General features: G+C 66.2%; 20 protein-coding genes. 8 read left to right on the top strand and 12 right to left on the bottom strand.

Features of this window, described 5'->3' with window-relative positions; genetic code table 11:
• The first annotated feature begins 99 nt into the window (after nucleotides 1–99).
• Entirely contained in the window at nucleotides 100–1713 is a 1614-nt protein-coding gene (locus J3489_RS02930; RefSeq protein WP_206996581.1) for a methyl-accepting chemotaxis protein, read from the top strand.
• 98 nt (nucleotides 1714–1811) lie between these two features.
• Here the strand turns inward: J3489_RS02930 and J3489_RS02925 are convergent, their stop codons facing one another.
• Nucleotides 1812–2918 carry an AGE family epimerase/isomerase gene (locus J3489_RS02925; RefSeq protein WP_206996136.1) on the bottom strand — a complete coding sequence of 369 codons (1107 nt, stop codon included), beginning with the start codon at nucleotides 2916–2918 and terminating at the stop codon, nucleotides 1812–1814.
• A gap of 303 nt (nucleotides 2919–3221) precedes the next feature.
• Here J3489_RS02925 and J3489_RS02920 point away from each other — a divergent pair, with 303 nt between their 5' ends.
• The 4 genes from J3489_RS02920 to J3489_RS02905 all read left to right on the top strand — a co-directional run bounded on the left by J3489_RS02920 (nucleotide 3222) and on the right by J3489_RS02905 (nucleotide 5850).
• Nucleotides 3222–4211: a hypothetical protein gene (locus J3489_RS02920; RefSeq protein ID WP_309491319.1), complete on the top strand. Its 990-nt coding sequence runs from the start codon at nucleotides 3222–3224 to the stop codon at nucleotides 4209–4211.
• Nucleotides 4212–4343: 132 nt separating this feature from the next.
• A complete protein-coding gene (locus tag J3489_RS02915) occupies nucleotides 4344–4883 on the top strand; it encodes a hypothetical protein (protein WP_206996132.1) in 540 nt (179 codons plus the stop codon).
• A 176-nt stretch (nucleotides 4884–5059) separates the two neighbouring features.
• Nucleotides 5060–5215 carry a hypothetical protein gene (locus J3489_RS02910; RefSeq protein WP_206996130.1) on the top strand — a complete coding sequence of 52 codons (156 nt, stop codon included), beginning with the start codon at nucleotides 5060–5062 and terminating at the stop codon, nucleotides 5213–5215.
• Between the two features lie 347 nt (nucleotides 5216–5562).
• Nucleotides 5563–5850 (top strand): hypothetical protein, encoded by a 288-nt coding sequence (locus tag J3489_RS02905; protein ID WP_206996128.1) that lies wholly within the window; start codon nucleotides 5563–5565, stop codon nucleotides 5848–5850.
• Nucleotides 5851–5892: 42 nt separating this feature from the next.
• On the opposite strand, the gene J3489_RS02900 is transcribed toward J3489_RS02905, so the two are convergent.
• Both J3489_RS02900 and J3489_RS02895 read right to left on the bottom strand, forming a co-directional pair.
• Nucleotides 5893–8232 (bottom strand): heavy metal translocating P-type ATPase, encoded by a 2340-nt coding sequence (locus J3489_RS02900; protein ID WP_206996127.1) that lies wholly within the window; start codon nucleotides 8230–8232, stop codon nucleotides 5893–5895.
• 158 nt (nucleotides 8233–8390) lie between these two features.
• Nucleotides 8391–9035 (bottom strand): FMN-binding negative transcriptional regulator, encoded by a 645-nt coding sequence (locus J3489_RS02895; RefSeq protein ID WP_206996125.1) that lies wholly within the window; start codon nucleotides 9033–9035, stop codon nucleotides 8391–8393.
• 247 nt (nucleotides 9036–9282) lie between these two features.
• Here J3489_RS02895 and J3489_RS02890 point away from each other — a divergent pair, with 247 nt between their 5' ends.
• Both J3489_RS02890 and J3489_RS02885 read left to right on the top strand, forming a co-directional pair.
• The gene (locus J3489_RS02890; protein WP_206996122.1) at nucleotides 9283–10707 is read left to right on the top strand and encodes a DUF1254 domain-containing protein; all 1425 of its coding nucleotides are present in this window, start codon (nucleotides 9283–9285) and stop codon (nucleotides 10705–10707) included.
• A 100-nt stretch (nucleotides 10708–10807) separates the two neighbouring features.
• Nucleotides 10808–14581, top strand: a complete 3774-nt coding sequence (locus J3489_RS02885) for a DUF748 domain-containing protein (RefSeq protein WP_206996120.1) — start codon at nucleotides 10808–10810, stop codon at nucleotides 14579–14581.
• A 6-nt stretch (nucleotides 14582–14587) separates the two neighbouring features.
• Here J3489_RS02885 and J3489_RS02880 read toward each other — a convergent pair whose 3' ends face one another.
• The 5 genes from J3489_RS02880 to J3489_RS02860 all read right to left on the bottom strand — a co-directional run bounded on the left by J3489_RS02880 (nucleotide 14588) and on the right by J3489_RS02860 (nucleotide 20317).
• The gene (locus tag J3489_RS02880) at nucleotides 14588–16348 is read right to left on the bottom strand and encodes a winged helix-turn-helix domain-containing protein (RefSeq protein ID WP_206996118.1); all 1761 of its coding nucleotides are present in this window, start codon (nucleotides 16346–16348) and stop codon (nucleotides 14588–14590) included.
• Nucleotides 16349–16532: 184 nt separating this feature from the next.
• Nucleotides 16533–17675 (bottom strand): ABC transporter permease, encoded by a 1143-nt coding sequence (locus J3489_RS02875; RefSeq protein ID WP_206996116.1) that lies wholly within the window; start codon nucleotides 17673–17675, stop codon nucleotides 16533–16535.
• Nucleotides 17672–18616 (bottom strand): ABC transporter ATP-binding protein, encoded by a 945-nt coding sequence (locus J3489_RS02870; protein WP_206996114.1) that lies wholly within the window; start codon nucleotides 18614–18616, stop codon nucleotides 17672–17674. Before J3489_RS02870 ends, J3489_RS02875 begins: the two co-directional genes overlap by 4 nt.
• A gap of 10 nt (nucleotides 18617–18626) precedes the next feature.
• Nucleotides 18627–19598: an HlyD family secretion protein gene (locus tag J3489_RS02865; protein ID WP_206996580.1), complete on the bottom strand. Its 972-nt coding sequence runs from the start codon at nucleotides 19596–19598 to the stop codon at nucleotides 18627–18629.
• Nucleotides 19598–20317, bottom strand: a complete 720-nt coding sequence (locus tag J3489_RS02860) for a TetR/AcrR family transcriptional regulator (RefSeq protein WP_206996112.1) — start codon at nucleotides 20315–20317, stop codon at nucleotides 19598–19600. Before J3489_RS02860 ends, J3489_RS02865 begins: the two co-directional genes overlap by 1 nt.
• A 198-nt stretch (nucleotides 20318–20515) precedes the next feature.
• On the opposite strand from J3489_RS02860, the gene J3489_RS02855 reads away from it, so the two are divergent.
• A complete protein-coding gene (locus J3489_RS02855; RefSeq protein WP_206996110.1) occupies nucleotides 20516–21184 on the top strand; it encodes a DUF4410 domain-containing protein in 669 nt (222 codons plus the stop codon).
• 109 nt (nucleotides 21185–21293) lie between these two features.
• Here the strand turns inward: J3489_RS02855 and acnA are convergent, their stop codons facing one another.
• The 4 genes from acnA to J3489_RS02835 form a co-directional block, all read right to left on the bottom strand.
• Nucleotides 21294–24011, bottom strand: coding sequence for an aconitate hydratase AcnA (gene acnA / locus J3489_RS02850; RefSeq protein WP_206996108.1), 2718 nt, complete (start codon nucleotides 24009–24011; stop codon nucleotides 21294–21296).
• 82 nt (nucleotides 24012–24093) lie between these two features.
• Nucleotides 24094–25545, bottom strand: a complete 1452-nt coding sequence (locus J3489_RS02845; RefSeq protein WP_206996106.1) for a bifunctional 2-methylcitrate dehydratase/aconitate hydratase — start codon at nucleotides 25543–25545, stop codon at nucleotides 24094–24096.
• 38 nt (nucleotides 25546–25583) lie between these two features.
• On the bottom strand, nucleotides 25584–26087 hold the full coding sequence (locus J3489_RS02840) for a hypothetical protein (RefSeq protein WP_206996098.1): 504 nt from the start codon (nucleotides 26085–26087) through the stop codon (nucleotides 25584–25586).
• A 102-nt stretch (nucleotides 26088–26189) separates the two neighbouring features.
• Nucleotides 26190–26329, bottom strand: a 140-nt coding sequence (locus J3489_RS02835) for a citrate/2-methylcitrate synthase (RefSeq protein WP_289623103.1), incomplete at its 5' end; no start/stop codon positions are given.

Raw genomic sequence — 26329 nt, 5'->3', positions numbered from 1 at the left:
AATCGCGCGAGCGGCGCTCAAGCAAACGTTTTGCGTGCCGTAAACGAGCGCAGTGGTTCTGTGCTTTGGTTTTCCTCTAGGCTTTTTCAGGTATTCACGATGTTCAGCAAGATCAAGCTCGCTTCCGGCCTGCTGTCCGTACTGGCCGCATTCTGTCTGCTTCAGCTCGTCACCGCGGGTTTGGGTTTCTGGTCGCTCACCAGCACGCACGGCGACGTCGACGATCTCGCGAACGTCGCGCTGAAGCAGGTCGACGCGGTCAACGAGACGACCCAGCATCTGATGGACGCGCGCATCAACCTGTCGCGCGCCGGCACGCGCATGGTGCGCGGCGGCACCGAGCCGGCCGACATCGTCCAGCACGCGCGCGACCAGCTCGCGCTCGCCGACCAATCGTTCGCGAAGTTCAGCAGCGCGACGAAGACGAGCGACGAAAACAGCGCCCGCGCCGCGGCGCTCGCCGAGAAGTATCAGAAGCTGCATACGGCGTTGGGCGAGCTGGTCCAGTACCTGGACGCCGGCAACGTTCAGGCGTTCCTCGACCAGCCGACGCAATCGTTCCAGGACGCCTATCTCGCCGAGCAGCACAACTTCGCGCAATTCGGCGACGCGGCGAGCCAGGCGTCGCTCGATTCGATCGATTCGCGTCTCTCGGCCTTTCGCATCGTGAGCATCGTGATTCTCGCCGCGCTCCTGGCGGGCACGGTCGCCGTGTATGTCGCGCTCAAGCGAGGCGTCGTCGCGCCGCTCGAAGAGGCCGGCCGCCACTTCGACCGCATCGCGCGCGGCCGGCTCAACGAGCCGGTCGACGCGCGCGGCACGAACGAGATCGGCCGGCTGTTCCACGGGCTCGCGAGGATGCAGGCGAGCGTCGCGCGCACCGTGAAGACCGTGCGCGACGCGGCCGATTCGATCCACCTCGGCGCCGACGAAATCGCCACCGGCAACGCCGATCTGTCCGCGCGGACCGAGAGCCAGGCCGCGTCGCTCGAAGAGACGGCGTCGAGCATGGAAGAGCTTACCGCGACGGTGCGCCAGAACGCCGACCACGCGCACACCGCGAACGCGCTCGCCGACGACGCGCTGGAGGCGACCTCGCGCGGCAGCGGCGTCTTCGACGGGGTCGTGCAGAAGATGAGGGCGATCGCGCAAAGCTCGGACCGGATCGCCGAAATCATCTCGGTGATCGACGGCATCGCGTTCCAGACCAACATCCTCGCGCTCAACGCGGCGGTCGAGGCAGCGCGCGCGGGCGAGCAGGGCCGCGGCTTCGCGGTCGTCGCGGGCGAAGTGCGCGGCCTCGCGCAGCGCAGCGCGCAGTCGGCCAAGGAGATCAAGACGCTGATCAGCGAATCGGTCGCGCAGATCGAAGGCGGCTCGGAGCTCGTCGAGCGCGCGGGCGAGGCGATGCAGCACGTGTCCACGTCGATCTCGCGCGTCGCGCAGATGATGTCGGAGATCAGCGCGTCGTCGCTCGAGCAGAGCACCGGGATCGAGCAGGTCAATCAAGCGGTCGTGCAGATGGATCAGATGACGCAGCAGAACGCGGCGCTCGTCGAGGAGGCGGCGGCTGCGGCTTCGTCGCTGCACGATCAGACGCGGCAGTTGAAGGAAGCCGTCTCGGTGTTCGAGATTTCGAACGCGGTGCTGGACGAAGCGCGGTTCTCGATCGACGGCTTCGAGCTGGCGGGCGTCGCGCAGGCAGCGTACTGATCGCGGATCGAGTTTTTGGGGGTAGGAGTTGGCGCCGGCTTTCGTGCCGGCGTTTTTTATGGGGGGCGCGTGCCGATCGCTTACCGATCGGTTTTTGATCAATTGGACGGCAAGGACGCGTAGGCCGTCGCCAAGTGATAGGGCGTCGTCGACGGCATGTCGGCGCGCGCGACCGCCCCCTCCGGCGTCTTGCATTCGTACCAGCCCCGCGCGTGCAGAAACCGCGTGCGAAAGCGCTCGATCTGCTGCGGCAGCGCTTGCAGCGAGGCGCCGTCGCCGCGCGTGGCGAGCGCGCGCAGGTATTCGGTCTGCGCCCAGATGCGCTGGGTCGCGTCCTTCACCGCGCCCCGTTCGTCGAGCGCCGCGCAGACGCCGCCTGTCGTGCGGTCGACACCCAGCTCCTGCGCGAAATCGAACGCGCGCTCGAGCGCTGCGTCGAGACCCGATGCGGCGATCGCCGCGCCCGCGCGCTTCACGAGATAGAACCATTCGAATTGATGGCCGGGTTCGAGGCGATTGTCCGCGGCGCCGATCGGCAGCTCGGCGATGCAGCCCGTCGGCGCGTGCACGAAGGCGCCAGCCACCGCAAGCGCGAGGCGGGCGAGGGCGTCGGCGAACGCGGTATCGCCGGTGGCTTCGCTCGCGGCGAGGTAGGCCTCGGTCAAATGCATCAGCGGGTTTTGCAGCAAGCCGCCGCGGACCGTGTCGAAGCCGGCGTCGAGCGCGGCGTGAAGCAGGCCGTTCGACACCGGCACGGCAAAGCGCGCTTCGATCAGCGCGGCGGTTTCGTTCAGCGTGGCGAGCGCATCGCGGTTGCCGAACGCCGCGAAGTATTCGGCGCACGCGAAGACGATGAAGGCGTGCGTGTAGAGATCCTTGGTGGTGTCGAGCGGCGCGCCGTTCGCATCGACGCTGTAGAACCAGCCGCCTTGGCGCGTGTCCGCGAAGTAGCGGGTAAGGGCTTCGAACAGGCGGTGCGCGTGCGCCGCGCCGCCCGCCTGCGAGAACACGAAAAGCTGGCGGGCGCAGGCCATCGCGCGATAGCGGGTGACGGGCAGCGGCTGGTGGTCGTCGGCGCTGACGGCTTCGAACGGCAATTGCAGCGCCGCGTTGAAACCGGGGCCGCGCCAGATCGGCAGGATCGTTTGCGTGAAGTGCTCGCGGAGCGTGGCGGCCTGGACCGCGGTCGAAACGTCGGAGGGCATGTTGCGCGCTGCATCGGAAAATGTGGGTAAGCTCGCGGCGCGAAGGGCCGGGCGATGCGCAAGGATAAAGCAAATGGGCCCTGGCGTGGCCTGCGGAGCCGGCCGTCGCAGACGCGCAATAGGGCCCGCAATTAGCGGCGGCAACGCGCGTTGAGCATGAGACAATGCGCTCTCGCAAAACGCAGACAATACCAACGAGCGGCGCCTGACTGGCGGCCGCTCCTCGACGCTATGGCAGACACCGCAGCCCCCCCGACTTCCCGCTCCCCCCGCACTGCTACGGCGAAGCGCCGTTCAGGCGCCGTGTCGTCCGATACCGAAAACAAGCTTGCGCGCGCCGCCGAGTCGGCGCAGCGCCTCGCGCAACTCAGCGACGTTTCCGGCGACGCCGGCACCGGCGATCTGTTTGGCGACGATCCGGCGCGCGCCGTGCTGGAAGCGCTGAACATCGATGCTCGGCAAGGGACGCTCGCAGGGTTCGAATTGCCCGGCGAGGTGCTGGCGCCGTCGTCGGCGGCGGTCGCTTCGGCGATACGCAGCGTCGCGTCGGCGCGACGCCAGAGCGCAGCGCGTTCGAGCGAGAGCACGATGAGCGGCACTCCGCGCCCGGGTGAGGGAGGGGGGGCGCCGGACGAGACTGCGGCGGCCTCGGTGGAAACGGTTCAGTCCGAAGGGCCGCCGCAGGGCGCGCGATCGGGCGCCGCGTCTGCTGGCACGGCATCCGCGGGTGCATCCGCACGCGCAGGCGAAGGCGCGGCAGAACCCGCGCCGGCATCCGCCCAGCAGAGCGCCGCGCCCTCCCACGGCAAAGCCTTCGCCCGCGAGGCCGCGCCATACGCCCCGGCTGGCTCCCGCCGCGCACCGGACCTCGACTGGGCACGCGCCACCGCATTTGCCGATACGGTCGACGCGCTCTACGGCGTCATCGCCGACCAGCGTCGGGCGGCCGGCGACCATTCGCGGCGCATGAAGTGGCTGCTCTCGATCGTCGTGGCGGCGCTCCTGGTGACGATCGCAATCGGCATCACGCAGACGGCGCTGCTGATGCGGCTCACGCACGAGAGCACGGCCCGGCAGCAGCGCATCGAAGACATGCTGCGCGGCCAGCAGGCAACGCTGACTACGCTGGTCGACGCCGCCGCGTCGGCCAGCGCCCGTGCACCCGCCAACGAGCCTGCCCCGGCCGCGCCCGTTGCGCCGGTCACGCGCCGGACGCCGCAGGCGTCGGCTGGCGTGAAGCACGCGAAACCGCAGCAGCATCCGCACAAGCCCAAAGCGGTTGCCACGCGTTGATAACGCGGCGCGCGACGATCCGTCGTGCGCCCCGTCCGCCAGTTCCATCGCCGATTACTGCGCGCGCTTCCTTCGCGCTAATCCTTGAAGAACCTAAAATTTGCGATTGAGTTCATACGCAGGGAGGAGTCAATGAAAGACGGATTCGAGCGCCGCGCACTGTTGCTGCATCTCGGCGAGGTCATAGAGACGGTGGCGTGTCTGTTGAAGCGCCAGGGCGGTCCGGGCTCCGTGCATCAGCTCGCGGAAGCCGACACGTCGCTTGCGAGCCTTCCGCTGCTCGAACAGGTGTCGCCGCGCATGACGCCGGTCGAATTCGCGCAACGCGCGAGCGCCGCGTTCTGCACGTGGCCGAGCGAACTGCTCGAAGCGGAGTTGAATCGCGAGGAGCTGGCCTCGACCGTGCAGCGGCACCTTTTTGCCGGCAACCCTGATGGATGGCGCGCCTACGTTGCCGAACTGCGCGCCGAGGTGCCTTGGTTCGGCGAGGGCGTGCCGGTACCCGAAGCGCTCACCGAGGCGATTTCGGCGGCCGTAGCGGACACCCCCGAAACCGAGGCGCCCGAGGCCGGCGACGTCGAACGCGCCCGGAATTCGGAAGCGAGCCCGCGCGAAAGCGTCGAAACCAGCGAGCGCATCTATCCCTCCTGGCCCTGGAAATCAGGCGCCTGACGAAGAACGGTGTGAGCAGCGGTTTGTTGTATTGTTGCGACGCACAAGCCGCACCAAGACTGTGCGGCAGCGTGGCGCATCGAAAAATTGCTGCGTTGCACTGGAAATGAACTGGGGAAAACCCTATCATTCGTCTTAAGGGAAAACCCTAGTTCATTGTCCAACAGGAGTCGCTCATGAGCTTTATCCTCGCCCTGATCCAGAAGGCCAGCGACCTTTTCGCATCGCCGCACCTGCCGCTCGATTCCGATTATTCCTACGAAGCGCGCCACCTCGAAGCTGAGCGCATTCGCCGCTCGCAGATCTCGCTGGTCGGATTGATGGGCCGCTGAGTGCGAGGTTTGAAGTGGCCCCCAAAGATTTCCTGTCCGTTACGGATGTAACGCGTTGCGTGCCGATTTCGACGCGGAAATAGGGCTGTTACGCCCGCCGCGCTGCGTCCGTGCTGACAATCCCGTCTGCTTCCCCCTCCGGGCGGTGCGTTTCGCTTGAAATCTCGGCTTACAACCGCTCACGTGTTCTCTGCCGCGAGCCCGGTACATTGATTCCCAAGCGCACGGTTTGAAGCGCGTCGCCGGAAAGCCGCCACGCGAGCGGCAGGCGCCGCGCCTTGATACGTTTCCTCGTAGGCACAAGCCGTGCTGCGTAACCGTAACCGGATATCTATTGGAGAACGACGATGAAACACATGAAGATTTCGCACTCGATCGCTGCCGCGCTCATTGCTGGAGGCGCGCTGCTCGCCGCAGGGTCGGCATCCGCCCAGATGGTGCGCGGTGTCGCGCCGCAACCGGCGTACGACGCGCCGCACGCCATTCCCGTCGACGTGAACGTCTCGCTCGGCTGGCACGGCGACCGCTACTGGGACGGCCATCGCTACTGGGAACACGACGAATGGATGCGCCACCATCCGCACGATCACGATCCGCACCGTGACCACGGCGACCACCGCGATTACCACGAATAAGCGTCACGTAGTGAGCCCCGCGTCTTGGCACGCGGGGCTTTTTTATTTGCCGCTATGCCAGGCCTTCAGCAATAGCGCGTTGGTCACGACGCTCACGCTCGAAAATGCCATCGCCGCGCCCGCGAGCATCGGGTTGAGCAGGCCGAACGCGGCGAGCAGAACCCCCGCCAGGTTGTAGACGAACGCCCAGAACAGGTTCTGGCGGATCTTGCGGTACGTGCGCCGCGAGATGTCGATCGCGTCGGCGACGAGCGCCGGATCGCCGCGCATCAGCGTGATGCCGGCGGTGTGCATCGCGACGTCCGTTCCGGTCGACATCGCCATGCCGATATCGGCGGCGGCAAGCGCCGGCGCGTCGTTGATGCCGTCGCCGGCCATCGCGACGATGCCGCCCGTGCGCGCTTTCAGTTCGCGCACGATGCGCGCCTTGTCGGCGGGCAGCACGTCCGCGTGGAAGTCGCGGATGCCGAGCGCCGCGGCAACGCTCGCCGCGCTGCCGTGGTTGTCGCCCGTCACGAGCACGCTCGTCACGCCGCGCGCGGCGAGCCGTTCGATCGCCTCGCGCGCGCCCGGCTTGACGGTGTCGCCGAACGCGATCAGCGCGAGGGCGGCGGCGGGCGCACCCGGCGTCGCGACGCTCATCAGCCAGGACACCGTGTTGCCGGCCGCTGCGAATTCCTCGGCTCGCGCCGCGATGGCCGGCGGCAGATCGATACCCAGCTCGGCGAGCCAGCGGCTGCTGCCGATCGCGAGCGTGCGGCCGTCGACTTCCGCTTGAACGCCGCGTCCCGGCACGGCCAGCGTGAGAGCGGCCTTCAGACGCGCGCCTTGCGCAGCCGATGCTTGCGCGCTTTTCGCGCGTTGCGCGCCAACCGTGCCAACGCCGTCCTCCAAGCCGTCCACGTCCGACTCCGCCGCCGCGACGAGCGCCCGCGCGAGCGGATGATCGCTGCCGCGCTGCACGGCCGCGGCCAGCGCGAACGCTTCGCCGCGCCCGATGCCGACCGGCTCGAACGCGACGACCGACGGCTTGCCGGCCGTCAGCGTCCCCGTCTTGTCGAACGCGACGACGGACACGCGCTGCGCCAGCTCCAGCGCTTGCGCATCCTTGATCAGCACGCCATGGCGCGCCGCGACGCCGGTGCCCGCCATGATCGCGGCGGGCGTCGCGAGGCCGAGCGCGCAAGGGCAGGCGATCACGAGCACCGATACCGCGTTGAGAATCGAAGTCTCGCCGGACGCGCCCGCGAGCAGCCAGCCGATCAGCGTGACGAGCGCGATCGCGAGAATCGCGGGCACGAAGACGGCGCTGACGCGATCGACGAGCCGCTGGATCGGCGCCTTCTCCGCCTGCGCGGTCTCGACGAGCCGGATGATGCGCGCGAGCGTGGTTTCGGCGCCGGTCGCCCTCGTCGTGACGGCGATCAGGCCGTCGCCGTTGATCGAGCCGGCGGTGACGCGCTCGCCCGCCTCTTTCGCGACCGGCAGGCTTTCGCCGGTGATCAGCGATTCGTCGATGTGGGTGCGTCCTTCGAGCACGACGCCGTCGATCGGCACGCGCTCGCCGGGCCGCACGACGACGACCGTCCCCACGCGCACCTGCGCGAGCGGCACGTCGCGTTCATGGCCGTCGCCGCCACGGATGCGCGCGCGGTCGGGGCGCAATGCGTTGAGCGCGCGGATCGCGTCGGTGGTCTGGCGCTTCGCACGCGCTTCGAGCCACTTGCCGAAGCGCACGAGCACGATGACGACCGCCGCCGCCTCGAAGTAGAGATGCGCCATATCTCCGGGGTGCGCGGCACTCTGCCAGACGGAGAGCCCGTACGCGGCCGACGTACCCAGCGCAACGAGCAGGTCCATGTTGCCGCTCTTCGCGCGCAGCGCCCGCCACGCGGCGGTGTAGAAGCGCGCGCCGAAGCCGAACTGCACGACGCTGGCGAACGCGAGCTGCAGCCAAACCGGCAGCGCGAGCGGTGCGCTCGACCATTCGGTGAGCATCGGCAGCATGAGCGGCAGCGTGAGGAGCGCCGCGACGATGAGCGCGTTGCGCTCGCGGCGGTCCTGGCGGCGTTTGACGGCTTCGGTATCGGTGGTGCTTGCGCCGGGCTGAGCGGCGGCTGCGTCTGCATCAGGTGCCGCGACCGGACGTGCTGCGTAGCCGGCCTTAACCACGGCGGCGACGAGGCCGTCGACGTCGAGCGGCGCATCCGACGCGACGGTGGCCCGTTCCGTCGCCAGATTGACGGCGGCGCGCGTGACGCCGGGCGTGCGGGCGAGCGCCTTTTCGACGCGGGCTGCGCAAGACGCGCAAGTCATGCCGCCGATATCGAGTTCCGCCGTCAGGGACTGGCGGGCGGCAATGGGTTGGGACAAGTCGGTCATGATGAAGAGGGCTCGAAGGCGGCAATTGCCGCTGACGAATTCAGTATCGAGCCTCCCATGATGGGAAGGTCAAGGGGTGCGGTGGGTCCCGGGGCGCTTTGCGAAGCTGGACTATGCGCTGGATCTCGTAAGGCAAGATCGCGGCCTATCTCACTCGATTACTCCAACCCCGGCTTCGCCTCGAACATCGCATCGGCAACCTGACTGCGCGCATCCCCGCCGCGCTCGCGCAGCGCGGCGATTGCGCCGCGGCGGTCGCGATCCTCTTTCTCCTGGCCGAGCTTCCATTTGCCGACGAGCTTCGTCACCTCGATCTCGATGCCGACGATCATCGACAGCATCTGCGAGAGGTAATCGGCCGGCGCATCGCCCATCTTCCACGGCACGGGCTCGCCGGCTTCCATCATGCGCGTGAGCCGCGCAACGAGGCCGCGCACGAAAGCTTCATCATCGTGGACGACAATCCGTCCGTGTGCATGGACCACCATGTAGTTGTAGGTCGGCACCTTGCGGTGCTCTTCGTGCTTGCTCGGGTACCAGTTCGGCGAGATATAGGCGGTCGGGCCCTGGAAGATGACGAGCGCCTCGGGGCGCTCCGCCACTTCGCGCCAGACCGGGTTCGCGCGGGCCACGTGGGCGCGCAGCGTGCCGTGCGCTCCGCCGCCCCGCACGAACTCGAACGGCAGATGGTTGGCGTCGAGCCCGTTCGGTCCGACGGTGACGAGCGCGCCGAGCGGATGATCGGCGATCAGGCGCTGCAAGACTTCGGGCCGGGCCTCATCGTATTGGGCTGGCATGTACATGAGGGGGCTCCTTGGGCAAATCGTTCGCGCACGAGGCGGACAGCGTCAAATAGTGCAAGAACCCGGTTACGGCAGCGATTTCGTACCGTTCCAGCCTTGTTCTTGCTTAGCCGACGAGGATACGATAAAACGCGTTTTCAAGATCAAGAAGGACAGCGTGCGCGGACCGGACCGGGGTCTGCGGGAAGCGCTGCATCGCTGGCCGCTCACGGCCAGCTGCCCGGCACGCGTCGCCTACCATAGCCCAATGATAAGAAAATCTCTGCTTTCGACGGCCTGCGCATCGCTCGCAGGCTTGGCTTTCCTTGCGGGTTGCGCCGTCCGTCAGCCCGCGCCCGCAGCGGCGGACAACCACGGCTGGATCAAAGACGAAGTCGCCGATTCCTACGTGTTCGGCTATCCGCTCGTGCTGATGGAGGCGGCCCGCGACGCGGCCGTCGGCAGCGACGGCACGCAGCCGGGCCAGGCGCCCTTGAACACCTTGCGCCACGAGCAGGCGCAGCCGCCCGTCGGCGCGGCCAATCCGCCGACGCCCGATGTCGACACGCTCGCCTCGAACGGCTGGCTCGACCTGTCAGCCGAACCGGTGATCGTGACGCTGCCGGACGCCCGCGGCCGTTATCTCGGCGCCCGCGCGCTCGATATGTGGAGCAACGTGATCTGGTCGACGGGCCCGGATGCCGACCCGCGCACCGGCTCGGCCGAGGCGCAAACGATTGCTTTCGTCGCGCCCGGCTGGGACGGCACGCTGCCGAAGAACGTGCAGCGGATCGACGCGAGCTCGGCGAACGTCTGGCTGTCGGTGCGGATCCAGTCGAACGGTCCGCACGACCTGACGGCCGTCAAGAAGCTGCAGCGCGCGATTCGCGTCGTGCCGCTGTCGGTCTACACGGGCGACACGCGCGGCTCGTCGATGGCGACGCGCGGCGGCCCCGCCGACACCGCGCCGGAAGCGTCGCCCGCCGCGCGAGTCGCCGCGCTCGATGCGGACGCCTTCTTCAATCAGCTTGCCGATGCGCTGCACGACAACCCGCCGGCGCCGGCCGATCCGCACGCACTGAAGCTCCTCGCCGAGCTCGGCGTGAGGCCGGGCGAGCCCGCGAAACTGCCGGACGGCGCCGCCGACGCGATCGCCGCCGGTCTCGCCGACGGACGCGCCCGCGTCGCCGCGGTGCCGGCGAACGCGCTGACGGCGAACGGCTGGAGCTGGCTCGGCGACGACATCGGACACTACAGCAACGACTACGCGCTGCGCGCCTACGCCGCCCGCGTGCAGCCCGGCAGCGGCACGAAGGACGACGAAGTGCGGCCGGCGGTGACGATCGACAGCGACGGCCAGGCGTTGAACGGCGCGAACCGCTACGTGATCCGCTTCGACGCGAAGGCGCTGCCGCCGGCGCGCGCGTTCTGGACGATCACGCCGTACACGACGGATGGCGCGCTCGCCGACACCGGCGACGCGCGGCGCTCGATCGGCTCGCGCGAGCGGCTGCGCCGCAACCGCGACGGCTCGGTCGACATTTATGTCTCGGCGAATTCGCCGGGCAAGGCGCGCGCGTCGAACTGGCTGCCGGTGCCGCGCAGCGATTTCAAGCTCGTGATGCGCCTGTACGCGCCGAAGCCGCAGGCCACCGACGGCAGCTGGCAGCCGCCGGCGGTCGAACGCCAGTAATCCGGCTGCTGTCGTGAGCGGAGTCCGCCGCCTATACTTCCGAGCGGCGGGCTCTTGTTTTTTGCGCGGCACGTTCGTGCCGCATCAATGGCAATAAAGCATGGCAAGTCCAAACAAAGCAGTTCTGATTTCCTCGTTGCAGACCTTGCGATCCGCGGCGCAATCGCACCGTGCGAAGCGCATCGCGATAGGGCTCCTCGTCTTCATCGTGCTGTTCGGCCTGCTCGGCTTTTTTGCGGCGCCGCCGCTCATCAGGCACATCGCCGAGCAGCAATTGAGCAAAGAGCTCGACCGGCCGGCGAGCATCGGGCGCATCGCGCTCAATCCCTACACGCTCAACCTCGAAGCCGATCGCATTCACGTCGGCGAGCGCGGCGGCGCGGGCGATTTCGTCGATATCGAGCGGCTCGTCGTGCGGCCGTCGTGGTCGTCGCTCTTTCGCCTCGCGCCGATCGTCAACGAGATCAAGATCGATTCGCCGCGCATCCACATCGTTCGCTACGACGCGCAGCACTTCAATTTCACGGACCTGATCGAGAAGTTCTCGACCCCGAGCAAGCCGGAGAGCAAGCCGACGCCGTTCTCGATCTCGAACATCCAGATCGAAAACGGCAGCTTCTATTTCGACGATCGATTGCTCGGCCAGAAGCACGTCGTCGACCAGTTCGCGCTCGGCGTGCCGTTCATCGCCACGCTGCCGTCGAAGACCGACATCTTCGTCGACCCGCGCCTGCGCGCGCGCATCGACGGCAGCCCGCTCGCAATCGACGGCAAGACCAAGCCGTTTGCGGCGTCGCGCGAATCGGAAGTCGCGCTCAAGTTCGACGGCATCGATGTGCCGAAGATGCTGTCGTACGTGCCGGCCAAGCTGCCGGTGACGGTGACCTCGGGCAAGCTCGCGAGCGACTTGAAGCTGCGCTTCGTGATGGAAGGCGAGACGCCGACGCTCTCCGTGACCGGCACGACCGACCTCACTGAATTGCAGGTCGTCGATCCGGCGAAGGCGCCGCTTTTCGCTGCGAGCGGCGTGCATGTCGCGGCGGCGGAGCTTCAGCCCTTGAAGAGCGTGTTTCATTTCGACGACATCCACATCGATCAGCCGGTTGTGAATCTTGCTCGCGAGAAGGACGGCACGCTGAGCATTGCGCGCGCGCTCACGCCGGCGGCGCAGCCCGCCGCGAGCGAGGCGGCTGCGGCGTCAGCCCCGGCGGCGTCTTCGTCCGCGGCCGAGGCCAAGCAGCCGGCCGCGCCGCTCGATGTGTCGATCAAGCGTTTCGCGATCAACGACGGCACGATCCATCTCGACGACCGCGTGCCCGCGCAGCCGGTGTCGGTCGGTCTCACGCATCTGGCCGTCGGGCTCGACGATGTGTCGACGCTTGCAAAAACGCCCGCGCGCTACACCTTCAGCACCGATCTCCAAAACGGCGGCTCGATCGGTCTCGCGGGCTCGTTCGGCCTCGCCGCGAAGACGGCCGGCGCGAAGGTGACGCTCGCCTCGATCCCGCTGCCGCTCGCCCAGCCGTACCTCGAAGGCGTGACGTCCGCGCGCGTGACCGACGGCACGCTCAGCGCGACGGTGAACGCCGCCGCCGACTGGTCGAAGTCGCCCGTCGCCGTGCAGGTCGGTGACAGCGAGCTGAATCTCGACTCGCTCAAGATCGCCGGCCCCGATTCGAAGACGCCGGCCGTGGCGCTCGCCGACGGCCACGTCGCGATCAAGCGGATCGACCTGAGCTCGCGCACGGCCGACATCGCGAGCATCGAAGCGACCGGGCTCGCCGTCAGCGCGCAACGCATGAAGGACGGCCGCATCGATCTGCAGACGCTCGCCGCGCCGCGCGAGGCCGCGCCCGAGCGCAAGGTCGCGCACGGCGCGCAGCAGGCCGAGCGGCAAGGGCCGGCGTGGCACTACCGGATCGGCTCGTTCACGCTGAAGGATGCGTCGGCCGATTTCCTCGACAACAGCACGCCGCGGCCCGCGACGCTGAGCTTCACGCCGATTCAGCTCTCGGTGCAGAACATCAGCGACGATTTGAGCAAGCCGCTGCCCGTCACGCTGCAGGCGACGCTCAACAAGAAGGGCTCGGTCGACGTGAAAGGCGACGTGACGGCGAGCCCGCTCAAGCTCGCGCTGAACGTGAACGGCAGCCGGCTCGACGCGGCCGCGTTCGAGCCGTACTTCGGCGGCAAGCTCAATGCGACGATGGCGAGCGCGCTCCTCAACCTGAAGGGCGACCTCGCGTTCGCGCAGACGAACAAAGCGATGAGCGCGTCGTATCGCGGCGATGCGGCGCTCGTCGACGTGCGCTTGCTCGACCGCGTGAATTCGACGCCGCTCGCGGGCTGGGGCGCGCTGTCGCTCGCGAACCTGAAAGCGCGCTACGACGAGCACGGCACCGATGTCGAGGTGGGCCGCGTGACGTTTGCCAACTTCTACGGACGCGTGCTGCTCGATGCGCAGGGCAAGCTCAATTTGAACGACGTGCTCGCGCAGCAGCAATCGGCGGCGCAGGGCAAGGCCGCGCCGGTTCCGCTGACGCCGGGCGCGGAGGCGGTGCCGGCCTCGGCGGCGGTTGCGCAGCAAGCGCCGGCGGCAGCGGCAACGGCGGCGTCCGCAAGCGCGCAAGCCGCCGCGCCCGCAGCGGCTTCGGCGGCCACGGCAAGCGCGTCGCCGAGCGCGCCGGTCAACTTGCGGTTCGGCCAACTGGTGCTGCAGAAAGGCCGCGTGAACTATACGGACGACTTCATCAAGCCGAACTACACCGCGAACCTCGTCGACATCACCGGCACGATCGGCGCATTCGGCACGCAATCGACGAAGCCCGCACCGGTCGACGTCGGCGCGAAGCTCGAAGCGAACGGGCCGATTTCGATCCGCGGCACGGTGAACCCGCTCGCGAAGAAGCCGCAGCTCGACTTGACGGCGACCGCGCACGGCATCGAGCTGACGAACCTCACGCCGTATTCCGCGAAGTACGCGGGCTACCCGATCACGAAGGGCAAGCTCAATGTCGATCTGCACTACCAGCTCGACAACGATCAGCTCTCCGCGAACAACCACATCTTCATCGACCAGCTCACGTTCGGCGATCACATCCAGAACGACACGGCGACCAAGCTGCCGGTGCGGCTCGCGATCTCGCTCCTCAAGAATTCGCGCGGCGAGATCGACGTGAACATTCCGGTGTCGGGGTCGCTCGCGAACCCCGAGTTCAGCATCGGCGGCGTGATCTGGCACGCGTTCGTGAATCTGATCGAGAAGGCGGTGACCGCGCCGTTCTCGCTGCTCGCCAACGCGTTTGGCGGAGGCGGTGAGGATCTCGGCTACGTCGAGTTCGATCCGGGCTCGGCCACGCTCACCGATGCGGCGACCAAGAAGCTCGACACGATCGTCAAGGCGCTCGACGACAAGCCCGCGGTGAAGATCGACGTTGCGGGGCGCGTCGACCCCGCGGTCGATACGCCCGCCCTGCGCGTCGGCTATGTCGATCGCCTCGTGCGGCAGGAGAAGGTGAAGGATGTCGTCGGGCACGGCGAGAGCGTCGATACGGCGACGGTGAAGGTCGATCCGAAGGAGTACGCCGACTACCTGACGAAGGCGTACAAGGATGCGGACTTCAAGAAGCCGCGCAACTTCATCGGCCTCACGAAGAGCATGCCGGCCGACGACATGAAGACGGCGCTCGCCGAGCACGCGCCGATCGACGAGGCGAGCCTGCGTGCCCTCGCGCAGCAGCGCGCGCAGGCGGTGCAGCAGTATTTCGAGGGCAAGGTCGATGCGAGCCGCGTGTTCATCGTCGCGCCGAAGCTCGATGCGCAAGGCATCAAGGACAAGGGCGCGACGACGCGAGTCGATTTCGGATTGAAGTGAGCCGGCTCACGGGCGAACGCGCTTTTCGAGGTTTCTGAACTTGCCGGTCGACCGGTAGTGCTGAAACCAAGGATTCGTGTGCAGCTCGAACAGGCGCGACGAGCGTTCCGCCAGCGCGATTTCGAGCCAATGGAACATGGCGTCCGGTTGGCTGAGCCGTGCGTAAGTTTCCGCGAGCAGCAGCGGCGACAGGTAGCCATTGCGATGCCGAGCGAGCAGGTCGTCGAGATGTCCGCGCAGGACCGCATCGTAGCCGCCCGTTTCCCAGCGGCTGCGAATCGTAGCCGCCTTAGGGGGCTCGGCGCAGCGGATCAGCGCCTCGACGGTCGCGTCCACGGCCTCCTTGAACAGTCCCTTGACCTCGAATGCCGTCGCGAGCAATTGATAGACGAGCGGCGGGCGGTCGTTGCGGCTCGGCGAGAAGTATTCGCTGACCACTTCTTCGTGCTTGCCGGACAGCACGAGCCCATATGCGCGCGAGCCCTGAAAGCCGAGCGGGTCGATCTTCTCGGCGCGCGCCATCGCCGCCTGGCCTTCGGATTCGCGGCCGATCGCATGCAGCATTCGGGCGTAGAGACGGTGGACCTCCGGATAACTCGGATTCAAGCGCAGCGATTGCAGAAACGCGGCTTCCGCCTTGCGCCAATCCCAATCGAAGAAATAGTGAACGGCGCCCATCGCGTGGTGCGCCTCCGGCAGATCCGGTTCGAGTTCCAACGCGCGTTCGGCCATCGCGCGGGCCACCGGCCAGCCTTCTTCCGGCGGAACAAAGCCGTGCACCACGGTGGCGCCGTAGTAGTTCGACAGCCCCGCGTAGCCCAGCGCGTAAGTCGGATCGCGTTCGACAGCGGTATCGAAGTAACCGCGGCTGCGAAAGAAGTCTTCGCCGTTCAACGCGTGGTGCGCGGCAAAGCAAGGGTCGAAGTGAACACGGCGATACCAGAAGTACCGGCCGCGCAGATAGGCATCGTGCGCCGCCGGATCGATCGGCATCCGCCGCGCGAGCACGATCTCATGCTGCTTCGTCAAGGCCGGTGTGATGTCGGCCGCAAGTGCCGCGCCAACTTCCCTTTGAATGTCGAGCGCGCCCTGCGCAGCCGGCTCGTGGGCGCGGCTCCAGATTTGCACCTGGTCGGCACAGCGAATCAGCGTCGCGAGGATGCGGACGCGCCGGCCGTCGCGCGCGAGCGAGCCTTCGATCACGTAGTCGACCGCCAATTCGCGCGCAATCTCGGCGATGCTCTTCCCGGTGCGCCGATAGCGTGCGGCGGTCGTTCTCGCGATGACGACCAACTGCTCGGGCTTCACCATGCCGAGCGTGGCGGACGTCTCGTTGGCGAGCGCGTCGCAGAAGTCGTCCTGCGCGGGATCGCCGGTCATGTTCGCGAACGGCAGCACGAGCACGCGAACCGCCGGAGCCTGAGCCGGGCTTGCGTCGAGCGCGGGGGGCTCGATGCCGTCCAGCCGATAGCCCTTGCCCTTGATCGTCTTCACGTACTGCGGGTTCGCCGGGTCGTCGCCGAGCGCGATGCGAATCTTCCGTATCGCCGTGTTGATGCCGTTATCGGTATCGCGGAAGACGTTGCCGCCCCAGATTGTTCGGATGATATCGGCGCGTGAAATCAGCTCGCCCTGGCGGGATGCCAGCAGGATCAGCAATTCCATCGGCAAGTGTTCCAGGCGGACCTCGTGGCCGGCTCGCCGCAATTGGTAGCGTTCGATATCGAGCTCGAAGTCGGCGAACCTGACGAGTGCGTGCGTCCCCATGTGCCCTCCGACGGTTGCGCAATGCTGTTCGCTTCCCCAATCACTATAGATGTCCGTCCGCCGCTCGGTCTGAACTGGCGGTTCTGGAAAGGATTTTCGGCAATGCGGGACGTCATGCGTCCCGGAGAGCGGTCGTCGGAGCGATGCAATGAGCCGCGAGCGAGGTCGCCCGGCGCCGGCAACGCTAATCGAGCGTGCGGCGATAAAAGCGCAAGGCGATGGCCATCATGACGGCCATGAACAGCGCGACGGGCCACACGGACGGCCACAAGTCAGTCCATCCGTTGCCCTTGAGCAGAATGCCGCGCACGAGCCGGTTGAAGTAGGTGAGCGGCAGCACGTTGCCGATGTATTGCGCCCATTTCGGCATGCCGGCGAACGGGAACATGAAGCCCGAGAGCAGAATGCTCGGCAGGAAATAGAACACGGTGAGCTGCATCCCTTGCAACTGATTCTGCGCGAGCGACGAGATCGTGATGCCGACCGTCAGATTAGCGGCGATGAACAGCAGCGCCGACAGATAAATCGCCAGCACGCTGCCGACGAACGGCACCCCGAACACGAAGCGCGCCGCAGTCAGGATGATCGACACCTGGATCAACCCGATGAACACGTACGGCACGATCTTGCCCGTCGTGACTTCGACCGGCAGCACGGGCGTCGCAAGCAGGTTCTCCATCGTGCCGCGCTCGCGTTCGCGCGTGATGGCGAGGCCCGTCATCATCACCATCGTCATCGTGAGGATCACGCCCATCAGGCCCGGCACGACGTTGTATTGCGTGATGCCCTCGGGGTTGTAGAGGCGGTGGACTTGCACGTCGAATGCGGCGGGGCTGCCGTTCAAGTGCGCGAGCGGGCCGGTGACGTCCTTGTCGATGACGGGCTGCACGAGCCCGGTCAGCGCGCCGAGTGCGGTGGTCGTGGCGAGCGGGTCGGTGGCGTCGGCCTCGACGAGGAGCGACGGCCGCTCGCCGCGCAACAGCTTGCGCGAGAAATCGACCGGCACCGACAGCACGAACTGCACCTCGCCGCGCGCGAGCGCGTGGCGGCCCGCGTCTTCGTCGGGCAGGGTCTCGACGATGTCGAAGTAGTCCGAGTGCTTCATCGCCGCGACGAAGCTGCGCGAGAACGGGCTTTGATCCGCGATGATGACGGCGCTCGGCAAGTGCTTCGGATCGGTGTTGATCGCGAAGCCGAACAGCGTGAGCTGGATGATCGGCACGCCGATGATCATCGCGAACGTCACGCGGTCGCGGCGAAGCTGCAGGAACTCCTTGAGCACGATGCTCCACCAGCGCGTGAAGGAAAACCTTGCGGGGTCGTTCACGATACCTCCCCGTAGTTGTCCGAGGTGCGCCCCATCATGTAGATGAAGACGTCTTCGAGACCGGTTTCGAGCGGCGCGGCGGAAAATGAGGTGCCTTCGGTGACTTGCCTGACGGTCGCTTCGAGCGCGCGATGATCGCGGCCGCTCACATGCAAAGCCGATCCGAACACGACGGTCTGGTCGACGCCGGGCATCGTCCGCAAGCGGGTCGATAGTTCGGCGAGGCGGTTTCCCGAAATCGTCCACGTCGCCAGGTCCTGCGATTTGACGACTTCGCTCGCGGTGCCTTGCGCAAGCAGCTCGCCATAAGCGATGTAGGCGAGCTTGTGGCAACGCTCGGCCTCGTCCATGTAGTGCGTGCTGACGAGCACCGAAATGCCCTGCGCGGCGAGCGCATGCAACTCCTCCCAGAAGTCGCGGCGCGCGGCGGGATCGACGCCCGCGGTCGGTTCGTCGAGCAGCAGCAGCTTGGGCTCGTGCAGCATGCAGGCGGCAAGCGCGAGACGCTGCTTCCAGCCGCCCGACAACGCGCCCGTCAACTGATGCGCACGGCTCGCCAGGCCGAGCGATTCGAGCGCGCGCTGCACGGCCTCCTTGCGATTCGGCATCTGATAGACGCGCGCGACGAAGTCCAGGTTCTCGCGTATCGACAGGTCGTCCCAATACGAAAAGCGCTGCGTCATATAGCCGACGCGGCGCTTGATCTGCGCGCTTTCGGTCAGGATGTCGTAGCCGAGGCAGGTGCCGCTGCCCGAATCGGGCGTGAGGAGGCCGCACATCATGCGGATCGACGTCGTCTTGCCGCTGCCGTTCGGGCCGAGAAAGCCGAAGATCTCGCCGCGCGCGACTTGCAGCGATACGTCCTTCACGACGTGCTTCGTGCCGAAGCGCTTGTTGAGCTGATGGACGTCGATGGCGTACTCGCAGACCGGCTCGCTCATGGCGGCCTCCTCATAGCAGCTTCACCTCGACGGGCTGGCCGGGGTGCAGCTTGGGCGCATCGGCGACGGACGGGTGCGCCTCGATCATGAACACGAGCTTCGAGCGGCTTGCGTTGCTGTAGATGACGGGCGGCGTGTATTCGGCTTCGCTCGAGATGTAGGTGATCTTGGCGGGCACGTCGGCCGCGCAGCCGTCGCAATGGATCGACACGGCGCGGCCCGGCGCGAGCGACCCGACGACCGTCTCGGGCACGAAGAAGCGCACCTTCACGTTTTGCGGCGGCAGCATCTGCACGATGGGGTTGCCCGCCTGCACCCATTCGCCGACGCGGTACAGCGTGTCGTAGACGAGCCCCGCATGCGGCGCGGCCACGCGCTTTTGATCGAGCTTCCATTGCGCCTGCGCGACCTCGGCTTGAGCGGCTTTGACCTGCGCGGCTTGCGCATCGATTTGCTGCGCACGTCCCGGCAGATTCGCGACGTCGACCTGGTTCTGCATCTCCCGCATTTGCGCCGCGGACGTTTGCGCATTCATGCGCGAATCGTCGAGCTGTTGTTGCGAAATGCCGCCCATGCGGAACTGCGCTTCGTCGCGCTTGAGTTGCTCGGCGGCGTGGTTGGCTTGCGCGATCGCTTGCACGAGTTGCGCCTTCGTGACATTGACTTCGGGCGGACGCTTGCCGGTCAGCAGGTCGGCGAACAGTGCCTGGGCCGCAGCGAGCTGATGCTGTGCCTGCTGCAGCGCGGCGGTTTCGTCGACGGATTCGAGCGCGAAGACTGGCGCGTTTTCGGCGATGGTCTGCCCTCGCTGCACGGACAATTGCGTGAGCGTGCCGGATTGCGACGACGAGAGATAAACGAATTCGCCTTCGACGTAGCCTTGATACGTGGGAGGCGAATCGGCTTGCTGTCCGCATCCGGGCAGCGCTGCGATCGCACAGTACACGGCGAGGGTAGCGACGTACGCACGGCGCGCGCGCATCACGGCTTTCTCCGCAACGCGCTCGCGTTCGCGTTCGCCTTTGCGGCGGCACGCGCAGAAGACGCTTCAGGCACCTGCATCCCATACGCCAGCAACGCGCGCACATGCCGATGCAGCAAGTCGCGGTCGAGCCGTGGCAGCCCGCGCGCGCTTTGCCAGATCTTCGACGTGGCGAGCGGCAGCATGACGAGCGCGAGGATCGAATGAAACAGATACACCGGCTCGAGCCCCGGATTGACCGTGCCGGCCTGCTGCGCCTCCTGGACGCGCGCAGCGAACCGCTTCACGTGTTCGAGCGGAATGCGCTTGAGCATCCGTTCGCGCAGCAGGCCGCCCTCGTTGACGATTTCGCGCATCCAGAGCGGCGGCAGCCACGGCATGCGCGCGGTGACGTCGAAGAGCCGCTCGACGAGTTCGAGGGCGTTCGCAAACGGATCGTTGCCGGTTTCGTGCTCGACGGGGCGCCAGACAAACTCGACCACGCGCGCGAGCCGTTCGTCGACGACGGCATCGAGCAGTTGCTCGCGGTTCGTGAAGTAGTAGTGGACCATCGCCGACGTGACGCCGGCTTCGCCCGCAATCTGCGCTACGGTGGTCGCGGCGATGCCGCGCTCGGCGAACAGGCGTGTCGCCGTGTCGAGCATGTGCTCGCGCACGTCGAAATCTTCCACCGACGGGCGGCGCCCGCGCGGCTTGGGGGCCGACAGGTTGGGCTTCATCAAAAAAGGCTAATTGACGAGTTAGTTAAATTCAAGCAAGGGTTTTGCCGGAGAAAGGCGGCGGCAAAGGGTGGTGGTCAGGGTGGCGGTCAGGGCGGTGGTCAGGGGGGGTGGGGGGGCTGTGCCGCTCGCACGTTGACGCTCCACTTTCACGGACGTAAGCTGGCCCTCGTTCCAATCTTGAAAAGCGAGCCAGACGTGCGAAAGCTCAATCGGGCGTTTCTTGCGGGACTTGTCGTGACGTTTGTGACCACCTTCTCGCATGCGCAGCAGCAGCCGGCGGCGAGCGGCGCCGTCGCAGCGGGCGCGCCGGTCATGTACGTAAAGGACTTTCAGGCCGTTCAGGAAAGCAGCGGTTCCGGACGCCTGCTCTCGCGCTTGCGCGAGGCGGCGCACGAAAGGTCGGCCGGTCAGAATGCCGGCGCCTTGGCGAAGGCGATCGTCAAACAGCTGAGCAGCGCGGGCATCACCGCACGTTATCTCGCGCCGGGGGAGCCGTTGCCGGCGCCTGCGTCGGGGTGGCTGATCGGCGGCGTCTTCTATTCGCGTGACTCGGGCGGGCGCATTCAGTCGCTGCTGCAGGGCGGCGGCTCGAGCGGAAGCACGCCCAATACGGAAGTTTCGGTGACCATTGCCGACGTGGCTGGGGACCCCAACGTGCCGTTCGCGGCGATCGGCGCCGAGGACGCGATCAAGGGGCAGGGCTCGGTGGCGAGCTGGAACCCGTACATCGTCGCGGCGAAATTCGTCTATAAGAAAGTCGAAGGAACGACCGCGGTCGACGGGCTCGCGAAGGATATCGCCGATCAGATCGTCGGCAACATGACGGCACTGCAGCAGAAGGATGTCGTGGCGCAGCCGCACTGAAATCCATCGCTAGGACGAAAAAAAAAGCCCGGCATAGCGCCGGGCCTCATAAATTGCCGCATCCCTGACGGAGGGATGCGGCACCTGCAAAGCCGCTACGCCGTCGCGATTACGCCGCGAGCAGCGAGCGCAGCACGAACGGCAGAATCCCGCCGTGCTTGTAGTAGTCGACTTCGATCGGCGTATCGATACGCAGCAGCGCCTGCACGCGTTGCGACTTGCCGTCCTTGCGGTTGATGACGAGCGTGACTTCCTGTTGCGGCTTGAAGTCGTCGCCGAGGCCTTCGATGTCGAACGTTTCGTCGCCGGTGATGCCGAGCGACTGGATGCTGTCGGCGCCCTTGAATTGCAGCGGCAGCACGCCCATGCCGACCAGGTTCGAGCGGTGGATACGCTCGAAGCTGCGTGCGACCACGGCCTTCACGCCGAGCAACTGCGTGCCCTTCGCGGCCCAGTCGCGCGACGAACCCGTGCCGTACTCTTCGCCCGCGATCACGACGGTCGGCGTGCCGGCGGCGATGTACTTCATCGCGGCGTCGTAGATCGACAGCTGCTCGCCGCTCGGCTGGTGAATCGTCAGGCCGCCTTCGACGCGCGTGCCGTCCGCCTTCGGCGGGATCATCAGGTTCTTGATCCGCACGTTCGCGAAGGTACCGCGCATCATCACGTCGTGGTTGCCGCGGCGCGAGCCGTAGCTGTTGAAGTCGGCCTTCTGCACGCCGTTTTCCTTCAGCCAGCGGCCAGCCGGCGAATCTTCCTTGATCGAGCCGGCCGGGCTGATGTGGTCGGTCGTCACGGAATCGCCGAAGATGCCGAGCGCGCGCGCGCCCTTGACCGTCGGGATCGAGTCAGCCGGCTGCATCGAGAAGTCATCGCCGAAGAACGGCGGCTCGGCGATGTAGGTCGACTTCGGCCAGTCGTAGACCTGGCCTTCCGCGCCCTCGATCTTGCTCCACAGGTCGCCCTTCTTCGTGAGCTGCGCGTAGTTCTTCTGGAACGCGTCGGCGTCGAGCGCGAACTTGAGAAGCGCGTTGACTTCTTCGCTCGTCGGCCAGATGTCGCCGAGGTAGATGTCCTTGCCGCCCTTGCCCTGGCCGACCGGCTCGGTCATCAGGTCGCGCGTGATGTTGCCGGCGATCGCGTACGCGACGACGAGCGGCGGCGAAGCCAGGAAGTTCGCGCGGATGTTCGGGTGGATACGCGCTTCGAAGTTACGGTTGCCCGACAGCACCGCAGCCGCGACGATGTCGTTCTTCGTGATCGCTTCGTTGAGCTCGGGCGTGAGGTCGCCCGCGTTGCCGATACAGGTCGTGCAGCCGTAGGCGGCCAGCTCGAAGCCGAGCTGCGACAGGTACGGCAGGAGGCCCGTCTTCGTCAGGTACTCGGTGACGATGCGCGATCCCGGGGCGAGCGACGTCTTGATGTGCGGCGCCACGGTCAAACCGGCTTCGACAGCCTTCTTCGCGAGCAGGCCGGCGGCGAGCAACACGCTCGGGTTCGACGTGTTCGTGCACGACGTGATCGCGGCGATCAGCACGTCGCCGTTATGCACGTTCACGCCGTTCGACGTCGTGTACTCGGCGTTCAGATCGTCAGCCTTCTTCGCGAAGCCGTTTTCGCCGACCGGCTTCGAGAACAGGTCGGTGAAGGTCGACTTCACGTGGCCGATTTCAATGCGGTCTTGCGGGCGCTTCGGACCGGCGAGCGACGGCGCAACGCTGCCGAGGTCGAGCGTGACGACCTTCGTGTAGTCGATCTGGCCGGCCTTCGGAATGCCGAACAGGTTCTGCGCCTTGAAGTAGTTTTCGAAGGCGGCGATTTCGGCCTTGGTGCGGCCCGTGCCCTTGAAGTAGTCGATGGTCTTTTCGTCGACCGGGAAGAAGCCCATCGTCGCGCCGTATTCCGGCGCCATGTTGCCGATCGTCGCGCGGTCCGGCAGCGTGAGCGAGACCGTGCCTTCGCCGAAGAACTCGACGAACTTGCCGACGACCTTCTCCTTGCGCAGCAGCTCGGTGATGGTCAGGACCAGGTCGGTGGCCGTCACGCCTTCGCGCAGCTTGCCCTTGAGCTCGACGCCGACCACGTCCGGCGTCAGGAAGTACACCGGCTGGCCGAGCATGCCCGCTTCCGCTTCGATGCCGCCCACGCCCCAGCCCACCACGCCGATGCCGTTGATCATCGTCGTGTGGCTGTCGGTGCCGACGAGCGTATCCGGGTAGTAGACCGTATCGTCGCCGTCGGCCTTCTTGTGCACGCCGCGCGCGAGGTATTCGAGGTTCACCTGGTGGACGATGCCGACGCCCGGGGGCACGACCTTGAACGTGTCGAACGCCTGCATGCCCCACTTCATGAACTGGTAGCGCTCGTTGTTGCGCTGGAATTCCAGCTTCATGTTCAGGTCGAGTGCGTCCTTCTGGCGGAAGTAGTCGATCTGCACCGAGTGGTCGACGACGAGATCCACCGGCACGAGCGGCTCGATCGCCTTCGGGTTCTTGCCGCTCTTCTTCGCGACGCCGCGCATCGCGGCGATGTCGGCGAGCAGGGGCACGCCGGTGAAGTCCTGCAGCACGACGCGCGACACGACAAACGGAATTTCATCGACGCGCGCCGCGTTCGGCTTCCAGTTCGCGAGCTGTTCGATGTGTTCTTCGGCGATCTTCTTGCTGTCGAAGTTGCGCAACACCGATTCCAAGACGATACGGATCGAGACCGGCAGGCGGTCGATCTTGACGTTCAGCGCACGGCCGAGCTGCGGCAGCGAATAGAACTTGCCCTTGCCGGAACCGCTGTCGAATTCCTTGAGCGTTTTGTGGAGATTGTGGGCCATGGTTGTTCCCTAGGATTGATTCGAGGAAATGACGTTGCTACGTTTCTGAACCGAGTTTTCGCACATAAGTCACGGGTGTTTCTTATATGACGTACAAATCGACGTATTCATTGACCGGCATCGCTTCGAGCTTTGCCTGGTCCAGCGACACATCGAGAATCGCTTGACGTTGCTTCTCTGGAAAGCGCCGCGCGAGATTGGTCTTGAACTTCTCGACCAACAGAGGTATCCCGTCGGCGCGGCGGCGCTTGTGACCGATGGGGTATTCGACCACCACTTCTTCGAATTTCGTGCCGTCGACAAATTCGACGGTCAGGGCATTGGCGATCGAGCGTTTATCCGGATCGTGATAATCCTTCGTGAATTGCGGGTCTTCGACGCACTCCATCGTGTCGCGCAGCAGGTCGATGCGCGGGTCGGCGGCGATCGAATCTTCGTAGTCGGCCGCGCTCAGCCGGCCGAAGATCAGCGGCACCGCGATCATGTACTGGATGCAGTGATCGCGATCGGCCGGGTTGGCGAGCGGGCCCTTCTTGTCGATGATCCGAATCGCCGCTTCGTGCGTGCGGATCGTGATCTTCTTGATGTCTTCGATGCGCTTGGCCGTCGCGGCGAGCTGGCCGTGCAGCGTCATGGCCGCTTCTGCCGCCGTTTGCGCGTGGAATTCCGCCGGGAACGAGATCTTGAAGAGCACGTTCTCCATCACATACGAGCCATACGGGCGCTGGAACTTGAACGCATTGCCCTTGAACAGCACGTCGTAGAAGCCCCATGTCTTCGCGCTCAGCACCGACGGATAGCCCATCTCGCCGGTCTTCGCGATCAGCGCGAGGCGCACGGCGCGCGCGGTGGCGTCGCCGGCCGCCCACGATTTGCGCGAACCGGTGTTCGGCGCGTGACGGTAGGTGCGCAGCGAGTGCCCGTCGACGAACGCGAGCGATACCGCGTTGATCAGTTCGTCGCGCGTGAGCCCGAGCATCTGGCCGACCACCGCGGTCGACGCGAGCTTCACGAGCAGCACGTGGTCGAGCCCGACCTGGTTGAAGGAATTTTCGAGCGCGATCACGCCTTGAATTTCGTGCGCCTTGATCATGCCGATCAAGACGTCTTTCATCGTCAGCGGGGCCTTGCCCGCGGCGATGGCGTTGCGCGACAGCCAATCGGCCGTCGCCAGGATGCCGCCCAGGTTGTCCGACGGATGGCCCCATTCGGCGGCGAGCCAGGTGTCGTTGAAGTCGAGCCAGCGAATCATCGCGCCGATGTTGAACGCGGCTTGCACGGGATCGAGCTGGAACGGCGTGCCCGGCACCTTGGCGCCGTTGGGGACGATCGTGCCCGGCACGATGGGTCCCAACAGCTTGGTGCAGGCGGGGTAGGTGAGCGCTTCGAGTCCGCACCCGAGCGTGTCGATCAGGCAGTTGCGTGCCGTCTCGAGTGCGAGCGTGCTGTCGACCGAAAAGTCGAGCACATAGTCGACGATATCGATTAGCACTTTATCCGGGGCGGGCCGGACGTTGGAGATCGGGGCGGACATCGAGCGATGGTTCCTGTGGGTCCCTGTCTGGGGACCGGTTAGTTGACGGTCTTGTTCAGCTCGTTGGACTGGGTCGGAGCCGGCGAGCCTTGCACCATTTCCGCGGTCTTGCACTCGTCGGCGAGACGCGAGCTGTCCTTGTCCGAGAACAGCATGGCCTTCGTCGGGATCACGACGAGATCCATGCCCGATGCCGCATCGTGGAAGCGGTCGGCGCCGGTCGTGGTTTGCTCGCGCGGCAGCTTGTAGTTTTTCTCGCCCCAGTGCACGGTCACGATCTGGTCGCGCTTCATGTCACCTTGCAGCATGAAAGACAGGCCGTCGTTGCACGACCACTTCACGGAGTTGTCCGGAACCGGATCGACCTTCGCGGCGGCGACGCTCGGCTTGCGCTTGATCAGGCGCCGTTTCGGCGCCGGCGCCTTCGGCTTGGCTTGGGCAGTGGAAGTGGAGCCGGAAGCTTGAGCGAACGCGTCAGTCGCGGCGAACAGCAGGGTGGTGGAAAGGGCGCCGGCGACGGTGGCGATCAGCAATTTCTTCATGGAATCAAGACCTTTTCGAATATCAGTTGAACAGTGGCGCGGCCGCGAAGCGGGCAGCCGCCAGGGTTGAACTGCACGCGCTTCGAGAACGCACAGCGGACGCTATTTTCTCCTATTTAGCGCGACAAATTTCAGGTTTTCCGGGCCGGTGTAGTTCGCGCTGGGCCGGATGATCTTGTTGTCGATGCGCTGCTCGATCACGTGGGCGCTCCAGCCCGAGGTGCGGGCGATCACGAAGAGCG

It is taken from the genome of Trinickia mobilis (assembly GCF_017315705.1).
Classification (GTDB): domain Bacteria; phylum Pseudomonadota; class Gammaproteobacteria; order Burkholderiales; family Burkholderiaceae; genus Trinickia_A; species Trinickia_A mobilis.
Note: the sequence above shows the minus strand (reverse complement) of the source record. Positions and strands in the feature narration are given on the sequence as shown.

Coding starts and splice junctions, on each gene's coding strand:
- J3489_RS02930 (WP_206996581.1), top strand. CDS start 100: ATGTTCAGCAAGATCAAGCTCGCTTCCGGCCTGCTGTCCGTACTGGCC.
- J3489_RS02925 (WP_206996136.1), bottom strand. CDS start 2,918: ATGCCCTCCGACGTTTCGACCGCGGTCCAGGCCGCCACGCTCCGCGAG.
- J3489_RS02915 (WP_206996132.1), top strand. CDS start 4,344: ATGAAAGACGGATTCGAGCGCCGCGCACTGTTGCTGCATCTCGGCGAG.
- J3489_RS02910 (WP_206996130.1), top strand. CDS start 5,060: ATGAGCTTTATCCTCGCCCTGATCCAGAAGGCCAGCGACCTTTTCGCA.
- J3489_RS02905 (WP_206996128.1), top strand. CDS start 5,563: ATGAAACACATGAAGATTTCGCACTCGATCGCTGCCGCGCTCATTGCT.
- J3489_RS02900 (WP_206996127.1), bottom strand. CDS start 8,232: ATGACCGACTTGTCCCAACCCATTGCCGCCCGCCAGTCCCTGACGGCG.
- J3489_RS02895 (WP_206996125.1), bottom strand. CDS start 9,035: ATGTACATGCCAGCCCAATACGATGAGGCCCGGCCCGAAGTCTTGCAG.
- J3489_RS02890 (WP_206996122.1), top strand. CDS start 9,283: ATGATAAGAAAATCTCTGCTTTCGACGGCCTGCGCATCGCTCGCAGGC.
- J3489_RS02885 (WP_206996120.1), top strand. CDS start 10,808: ATGGCAAGTCCAAACAAAGCAGTTCTGATTTCCTCGTTGCAGACCTTG.
- J3489_RS02880 (WP_206996118.1), bottom strand. CDS start 16,348: ATGGGGACGCACGCACTCGTCAGGTTCGCCGACTTCGAGCTCGATATC.
- J3489_RS02870 (WP_206996114.1), bottom strand. CDS start 18,616: ATGAGCGAGCCGGTCTGCGAGTACGCCATCGACGTCCATCAGCTCAAC.
- J3489_RS02865 (WP_206996580.1), bottom strand. CDS start 19,598: ATGCGCGCGCGCCGTGCGTACGTCGCTACCCTCGCCGTGTACTGTGCG.
- J3489_RS02860 (WP_206996112.1), bottom strand. CDS start 20,317: ATGAAGCCCAACCTGTCGGCCCCCAAGCCGCGCGGGCGCCGCCCGTCG.
- acnA (WP_206996108.1), bottom strand. CDS start 24,011: ATGGCCCACAATCTCCACAAAACGCTCAAGGAATTCGACAGCGGTTCC.
- J3489_RS02845 (WP_206996106.1), bottom strand. CDS start 25,545: ATGTCCGCCCCGATCTCCAACGTCCGGCCCGCCCCGGATAAAGTGCTA.
- J3489_RS02840 (WP_206996098.1), bottom strand. CDS start 26,087: ATGAAGAAATTGCTGATCGCCACCGTCGCCGGCGCCCTTTCCACCACC.